The 7,766-nt window shown below is 70.6% G+C and carries 5 protein-coding genes; all 5 read left to right on the forward strand.

Going from position 1 to position 7,766, the window contains the following annotated elements; translation table 11 throughout:
• Window positions 1-128: 128 nt before the first annotated feature.
• The 5 genes from DY245_RS00340 (at window position 129) to DY245_RS00360 (ending at window position 7,688) form a co-directional block, all read left to right on the forward strand.
• Complete coding sequence (locus DY245_RS00340) at window positions 129-1,814, forward strand: ABC transporter permease (RefSeq protein ID WP_342354156.1); 1,686 nt, start codon at window positions 129-131, stop codon at window positions 1,812-1,814.
• 164 nt (window positions 1,815-1,978) lie between these two features.
• Window positions 1,979-3,004: a hypothetical protein gene (locus DY245_RS00345; protein WP_128502328.1), complete on the forward strand. Its 1,026-nt coding sequence runs from the start codon at window positions 1,979-1,981 to the stop codon at window positions 3,002-3,004.
• Window positions 3,005-3,347: 343 nt separating this feature from the next.
• The gene (locus tag DY245_RS00350; RefSeq protein WP_128502329.1) at window positions 3,348-5,081 is read left to right on the forward strand and encodes a sensor histidine kinase; all 1,734 of its coding nucleotides are present in this window, start codon (window positions 3,348-3,350) and stop codon (window positions 5,079-5,081) included.
• A gap of 95 nt (window positions 5,082-5,176) precedes the next feature.
• Window positions 5,177-5,830 (forward strand): response regulator transcription factor, encoded by a 654-nt coding sequence (locus tag DY245_RS00355; RefSeq protein WP_128502330.1) that lies wholly within the window; start codon window positions 5,177-5,179, stop codon window positions 5,828-5,830.
• A gap of 289 nt (window positions 5,831-6,119) precedes the next feature.
• Window positions 6,120-7,688, forward strand: coding sequence for an alpha/beta hydrolase (locus tag DY245_RS00360; RefSeq protein ID WP_128502331.1), 1,569 nt, complete (start codon window positions 6,120-6,122; stop codon window positions 7,686-7,688).
• Window positions 7,689-7,766 lie beyond the last annotated feature (78 nt).

Genomic DNA, 7,766 nt, shown 5'->3' on the forward strand with positions numbered 1-7,766 from the left:
GCGCCGACCTGGCCGCCGAACAGTCCGCCCAGATCACCAAGCACACCAGGTCCCTCACCAAGACGCTGCTGGTCTTCGCCGGTATCGCGCTGTTCGTCGGCGCGTTCATCATCGCCAACACCTTCACCATGCTCATCGCCCAGCGCAGCCGCGAGATCGCGCTGATGCGGGCCGTGGGCGCCTCGCGCCGCCAGGTCGTACGCTCCGTCCTCGTCGAGGCCGCCCTCCTCGGCCTCATGGCCTCGGCCACCGGATTCGCGCTCGGCCTCGGCATCGCCGCCGCCATGCGCCCGCTGCTCAACGCGACCGGTGCCGGGCTGCCCGACGGACCGCTGGTCATCTCGCCCGTGACCCTTGCCTGTTCGCTCGCGGTCGGCGTCCTCGTCACCGTACTGGCGGCCTGGCTGCCGTCCCGCAAGGCCGCGAAGATCGCCCCCGTGGCGGTGCTCAGCAGCGTCGACCAGGCCCCGCCGGCCCGCGCCCTGGTGGTCCGCAATGTGCTCGGCACCCTGCTCACGGGGGCCGGGGCGCTGGTGATGCTGTACGTCTCCACGCTCAAGACGAGCAAGGAGTCGAACCTGATGATCGCCATGCTCGGGGGCACACTGACCCTCGGCGGCATGATCGTGCTGGCCCCGCTGCTCTCCCGGCCGCTGATCACCCTGGCCGGCAGGGCCACCACCCGCCTCTTCGGCATCAGCGGCAAGCTGGCCAAGGAGAACGCGCTGCGCAACCCGCGCCGCACCGCCGCCACCGCCTCGGCCCTGATGATCGGGCTCACCCTGATCACCGGTCTGACCGTCGGCGGGTACTCCGCCCAGCGCGCCATGGACAAGGCGGCGACCGAGGGCCTGGCCGCCGACTACAAGGTCTCCAACAGCTCCTTCACCGGACTCGACGCGGGCATGGCCGACAAGGTCGCGCGGGTGCCCGGCGTTGCCGCGGCGGTCCCCCTCACCTCGGCGGGGTTCGACACCAAGGGCGGGTTCGCCCTGATCACCGGTACGGACCCGAAGGCGTTCGGCCGGACCGCGGAGCTCGACATCCGCGCCGGCTCGCTGCGCGACATCGGCCCCGGGAAGATCGCGGTCTCCGACGAGTTCGCCGCGAAGGCCGGCCTCGAAGTCGGCGACACCATCGACGCCGAGATGAACGCCGGCAAGGCCGAGAAGAAGAAGCTGACGGTCGTCGGCGTCTACGCCAAGACCCACGCCGCGGAGGAGGCACTGGGCACGCTCGCCGACGTGCTCCCGTACTCCGGCACCAAGAAGCTCGACAAGGTGCTGGTCAAGGCCGCGCCCGGCAAGGCCACGGGCCTTGAGCGGAAGATCCGCGCCGCGCTCGGCGACAGCCCGCTGCTGAAGGTCCAAAGCCGCGAGCAGCTCCTCAAGACGGACGGCGGCTCGATCGCCATGGCCCTCAACATGATGTACGGGCTGCTCGGCATGGCCGTCGTCATCGCGGTGCTCGGCGTCGTCAACACCCTGGCCATGTCGGTCTTCGAGCGCACCCGTGAGATCGGCATGCTGCGGGCCATCGGCCTCGACCGCTCCGGGATCAAGCAGATGGTCCGGCTGGAGTCGGTGGTGATCTCGCTGTTCGGCGCGGTGCTCGGGATCGGCACGGGGACCTTCCTGGCCTGGGCCGGAGGCGGTCTGATGACGTCGTCGATGGAGACGTACGAGACGGTCCTGCCGTGGGGGCGGCTGGGGATCTTCCTGGCGCTGGCGCTGGTGATCGGGGTCCTGGCCGCGATCTGGCCGGCCCGCCGGGCGGCCCGCCTGAACATGCTGCGCTCGATTCAGTCGAGTTGAGCCACGCGGCGCAAGCGGGGCTGCCCGCACAGAACGTGCCCTGCGACGGATCCGGCGGCGGCTTCTCGACGAGCAATGCCGCCTCCTCCATGGACCGTCAGGGCCCCTACCGGCGCGGCCCGACAAGCGGCCCGCGCCCGACCGAAAGGAAGAAGGAGATCCACATGTCGAAAACACCACGCACAAACCCCGCGCAAGGCCGAAGGAGCGGCAGCCTGGTGGCGGCCGCACTCGCCACCACCTTCCTCACCGGCGTCTCGCTGATCGGCTCCCCCACCGCTGCCCACGCCGAGGACGGCCCGTCGGGCGTCGACACCTACACGTACGAGGCTGACCAGGACGTCCTCAAGGCGATGGAGAAGTGGGCACCCGTCAACAGCTCGGAGAGCGTGATGGGTTACCCGAAGGGACTGGACAAGGACAAGGACGGCAACGTCAAGGCCGTCACCCTGGCGGACGCGAAGAAGACCTACGACCCCGACCAGGCGATCACCGACGCCAAGAACGCCGCGCAGCAGTACGCGGCCAATGACAAGAACCCCGAGCCGCTCCGCGAGAGCGCCAGGAAACTGACCGACGGCTGGCCCGAAGGGGCGAAGCCCACGACCAACGACATCCGTCAGAACACCAAGGACGATGTGGTGCCGTCCGGCGGACAGACCGCCGAGCAGTACTGCGGCATGGTCAACAAGGACCCGAAGCACCCGGCGTACGGACAGACGGCGCCGTGCGTCTTCGTCGGGAAGCTCGACGAGAAGTACCCGGTGCGGGGGGCCAGTGACGCCATGGCGGGCGAGGGGAAGCTCACCTACAAGGTCTCGGCGTCCGTCACCGACGAGAAGAGCGTGACGGAAGGCTGGTCGGCGGGCGGCAAGATCACGCCCAAGATCATCAGCAAGGACGCGGCCGAGGTCGGCGCCGAGGCCAGCTTCACCTACAGCTACGCCTCCACCTCCCTCAACAGGGTGCAGAACACACTGGAGACGGCGGCCGAGATCAGCGTGCCGAAGGACAAGAGGGGCTACCTGGAAGGCCGGGCCAACGGCGCGTACTACACCGGCTACCTCGTCCTCCGCGACATCGACAGCAACAACCAGGAGGCCGTGGTGGCCGTACCCGCCCGGGTCTACGTCCAGGCGCCCGACACCACCACACCGGTCACCTGGTTCAAGCGCCTGACCCCCGCGTAGGACACCCCGCCCAACGGCCTCTTCACACCCACCGGCCGGCCCCCCTGCCGACCCCCATGCGGCAGAGGACCGCGGTCAGGCGATCCGGCCGCACGGAGTGATGTCGCCCTCCATGGCTCCTACAGGGTGGCCATGGAGGGCGATGCCGCAACGGCGGGACTTTCGTCGTTGTGCTCCGCGACGAAAGGCGGTGTCGTCGGCGCGCGGGGTTGCCTAACGTGGCCGCGTGACACATGTGGAACGTACGGGCTCTGCGATACGGGCTCGCCAGGCGTCGGCGGCGAGGTTGCGCTCGGCGTCCCGGCGGATGGCCGACCCGGTCAGGGCTCTCTTCAATCCCGGGATGTGGCCTCCGGGGCGCATCGTGGGCGAATCGCTGCTGAGCGTGGTGCTGGGGATGCTGGCGGCGGGTGTCGAGGCCCTGGGCGACGGTGGCGCCGTACGGATCGTCGCCGTCGCGCTGGCCGCCGGACTGCTGTTGCCGCTGCGCCGGGCGCTGCCCGCGACCGTACTTCTGGTGACCACCGTGGGTGCGGCCGCGTTCGACGGTCTCGCCCCGCTGATCCTCGTCGCCGCATGGTCGGCCGGGCGGCGGATCGCCGGGGTCGGCCGGGCGACCGCTGCCTTCGCCCTCGCGTACGTCCTCACCCTCGGTCCGCCCTTCCTTGAGGAGTTCCCCCGCCTCTCGCCGGCGCTCCTGGTCGTCGGCACCCTGACGTCGCTGGTCATGACCGTCGTGCCCGGCCTCGCCGGCCGCCACTGGTCGCAGCGCCGCACGCTGCTGGACACCCTGCGGGAGTACAACGCCCAGCTGCTGCGCGAGCGCGCGATGATCGCCGGACAGGCCCGGATGCGCGAGCGCCAGCGCATCGCGCAGGACATGCACGACAGCCTCGGCCATCAGCTCGCGCTCATCGCGGTGCACACCGGCGCGCTGGAGGTGGACCGCGAGCTGACCGGGCGGCAGCGCGAGGCCGTGGGTGTGCTGCGTGAGGCATCGGTGTCCGCGATGCACGAGCTGCGCGAGGTGGTGGGGTTGCTGCGGGACGGCACCCAGGCCCCCGGGCATACGGGCACTCCCCCCACTACCGCCGGCGGCACCCCCACCCATGCCCTTGAGGCGATGGGGGAGGAGGACGCCAAGGCGCCGTCGCGAGGGGTGGCCGGCATCGAGGGCCTGGTGGAGGCGTCCCGGAGCGCGGGTACGGCCGTGGAGCTGCGGCGCTCGGGCGAGGTGCGCCCGCTCGCCCCGACCGCCGATCACGCGGCGTACCGGATAGCTCAGGAGGGCCTGACCAACGCCCACAAGCACGCGCCGGGTGCCTCGATCACCATCGAGCTGCGGTACGAGCCGGACTCATTGGTCGTGGAGGTCGCGAACGGCCCCGCGCCCGAGACCGCGGACGCCGGCCGGAGCGTGGTGAGCGGCGGTCAGGGGCTGACCGGGCTCGGGGAGCGGGCCCGGCTCGTCGGAGGCATGGTGCACGTGGGCCCGACGGCGGACGGCGGCTTCCGGCTGGCGGGTGTGCTGCCGTACACCTCGCCGGACGGCGCCCCCACCCCCTCGCCCGGCGACGCGGCGACGACATTCGTCGATCCGACGGGCGACTTTCGGCAGCAGATCCCGGCAGGTTCCCTCGGCGAGGGTTACCCGGTCATCGACGGGAACGGTCTGCCGAAGGAGCTGGTCAGGGCAATGAGCACGAACAAGAGAAGCAGCGGCATAGCCATCGGCTGCGGGGCGGCGGCACTCATCGTCCTGCTGCTGGTGATCGCCGCCGTCGTCGCGGGGCTCTTCCTCGTGGCCGAGTCGGACCAGGCCATGATCGAGCCGAAGCAGTACGCGGCGGTGAAGATGGGCCAGTCCGAGGCCGAGGTACGCAAGCAACTGCCCGACGGGGCCTCGTACATGACCGACGGCCTGGACAGGGGCGCGCCGCCCGTGCCCGAGGGGGCGAAGTGCTTCAGCCTGAATTCCTCGGAGTTCGGCAGCAGCTGGGACAAGGATCCTGTCTTCCGGTTCTGCTTCAAGGACGGCAGGCTGATCGAGAAGAAGTCCTTCGAGGTCACGACGTAAGGGCGGAACGGTCGCCGTGATGTCGGGCGGGCGGCTTATCGGGGATGATGGCGAGCGGCCGCAGGTATGACCGCTCAAGAGGGCGCAGGAGACTCGTGATCAGGGTTCTCGTCACGGATGACGAGCCGCTCATTCGGGCGGGCATCAGGATGATTCTGAGCTCGGCCGACGACATCGACGTCGTCGCGGAGGCCGCGAACGGCCGGGAGGCGGTCGAACTGGCCCGGGCCCAGCGCGTGGATGTCGTGCTGCTCGACATCCAGATGCCGGTCATGGACGGGCTGACGGCCCTGGCCGAACTCCGCAGAGCCGCCCCCGACACACGAGTGCTGATCCTCACGACCTTCGGGGAGCAGCAGAACGTGCTGCGCGCCCTGGCGGAGGGCAGCGCGGGCTTTCTGCTCAAGGACTCGGCGCCCGCGGAGCTGATGCGTGCCGTACGGGCTGCCGCGGCCGGAGACGCGTATTTGTCGCCGGGCGCCACTCGCCACGTCGTGGACTCGCTGGCGTCCGGCCAGAGCGTGCGCCGCACCGAGCAGGCCCGCCGTCGCCTGGAGACGCTGACCGACCGCGAACTGGAGGTCCTGGCACTGCTGGGCGAGGGCCTGTCCAACGCGGACGCCGGCCAGCGGATCCATATGAGCGAGGCCACGGTGAAGACGTATGTGAGCCGGATCCTGGCCAAGCTGGGCTGCGAGAACCGGGTACAGGCCGCGCTCCTGGCACGGGACGCCGGCCTGGGAACCTGACCACCCCACTCGACGACGCCCACGGTGAGTCCGCCGCGAGCGGCCTTGCTGCCTGCGACCTACCGGCCGGCGGCGTTCGATAACGGCGCCGACCTGCAATTGACGATAGTTCGGCCGGCGCCTGGGGGGACCAGGACGGCGCGCCCTCCCCAAGGGAGCCGGGCCGCCGCAGCAGCTGCGGAAGGCCGTGCCACCCGACGGCAACAAGGCACACCTCACACCCAACTCGCCCTGAACACAGGCCAGTTCACCTACACCCCAACCCAGCTATCAGTACGGAAAGACTGCCATGCCTGGATCTCCCACCCTCCGAACCACCTCACTGCTCTCCGCCTCCCTCCTCCTCGCCCTCGGCGCCACCGCCTGCAGCCCCGGCAAGGACGACACCGGCCGCGAGAAGCCCTCCCCCTCGGCGGCCGCCGCGCTGCCCGCCTCGCTGACCTCCCAGAAGCTCGACTGGCAGCCCTGCCCGGCGCCGTCCACCGCACAGGGTGGCGAAGGCAAGGCGCCCGGCAAGCTGCCGGACGGTACGGCATGGGAGTGCACGACCCTGAAGGCCCCCCTGGACTACGCCAAGCCCGCCGGCGACACCATCGACCTCGCGATGATCCGCGCCAAGGCCGAGGCCGAGGGCAGCGGCAAACGGATCGGCTCGCTGCTCTTCAACTTCGGCGGGCCGGGCGCATCGGGCGTGGCCACCCTGCCCGGCTATACCCCGGCCCAGTCCCTGCGCACGCGCTACGACCTGGTCAGCTTCGACCCGCGGGGCGTCGGCGACAGTGCGGGCGTGAAGTGCCTGAGCGACAAGGAGTGGGACGAGCAGCGCGCCAAGACCCTGGATCTGGCCGGGACGGCCGAGCAGAACAAGAAGACCGCGGCGGCCTGCAAGAAGAACTCCGGGAAGGTGCTGCCGCACGTCGGCACCGAGAGCGCGGCCCGCGACATGGACCTGATGCGCCAGGTCCTGGGCGACACCAAGCTCAACTACTTCGGGATCTCCTACGGCACCGAACTGGGCGGTGTCTACGCCCACTTGTTCCCGAAGAACGTGGGCCGTACGGTCCTGGACGCCGTGGTCGACCCGACCCAGGACCCGGTACAGGCGTCCCTGGGCCAGGCGAAGGGCTTCCAGCTGGCGCTGGACAACTACCTCGCCCACTGCGCCAAGACGCCCGGCGCCTGCCCGTACCAGAGCCCCAAGGACGGTCGCCGGCGGATCACCGGCCTCCTGGCGAAGACCGGCAAGCAGCCGCTGCCGACCAGGAGCGGACGCAAGCTCACCCAGGAGCAGGCGGTCATGGGCATGGTCGCGATGCTCTACTCCAAGGAGACCTGGCCGGCGCTGTCGGTCTCGCTCTCCGACGCGGAGCAGGGCAGCGGCGACAACCTCCTGCTGATGGCCGACAGCTACAGCGGCCGCGACGACAAGGGCCGCTACAACACCATGCAGGCCGCCAACGGCGCGATCAACTGCGCCGACACCAAGCAGCGCGTCACCCCCCAGGATGTGCAGGCCAGGCTGCCGGAGTTCCGCAAGGCATCGCCGGTCTTCGGCGAGCTGACCGCGAAGGGCTTGCTGGGCTGCACCGGCTGGCCGGTCACCGGCCAGAGCGACACCCCGGAGGTCTCGGCGCCGGGCGCCGCCCCCATCGTCGTCATAGGCAACGCGGGCGACCCGGCGACCCCCGTCGCGGGCGCCCGCAAGATGGCCGACAAGCTCGGGAAGAGCGTGGGCGTGCTGCTCACCGTCAAGGGCGAGGGCCATGGCACGTACGGCGTCAATCAGTGCGCCACCCAGGCCGTGAACGGTCATCTGCTCGACGGCAAGGTCCCGACGGACGGCACCGTCTGCTCATGACCACGGCATAGCGCGAAGGGCTCGCGCGCCGCTCGGCGCGCGAGCCCTTCACACACGCGCGGCCGGCCCCGCGCACCG

The organism is Streptomyces inhibens, assembly GCF_003389455.1.
Lineage (GTDB): Bacteria > Actinomycetota > Actinomycetes > Streptomycetales > Streptomycetaceae > Streptomyces > Streptomyces inhibens.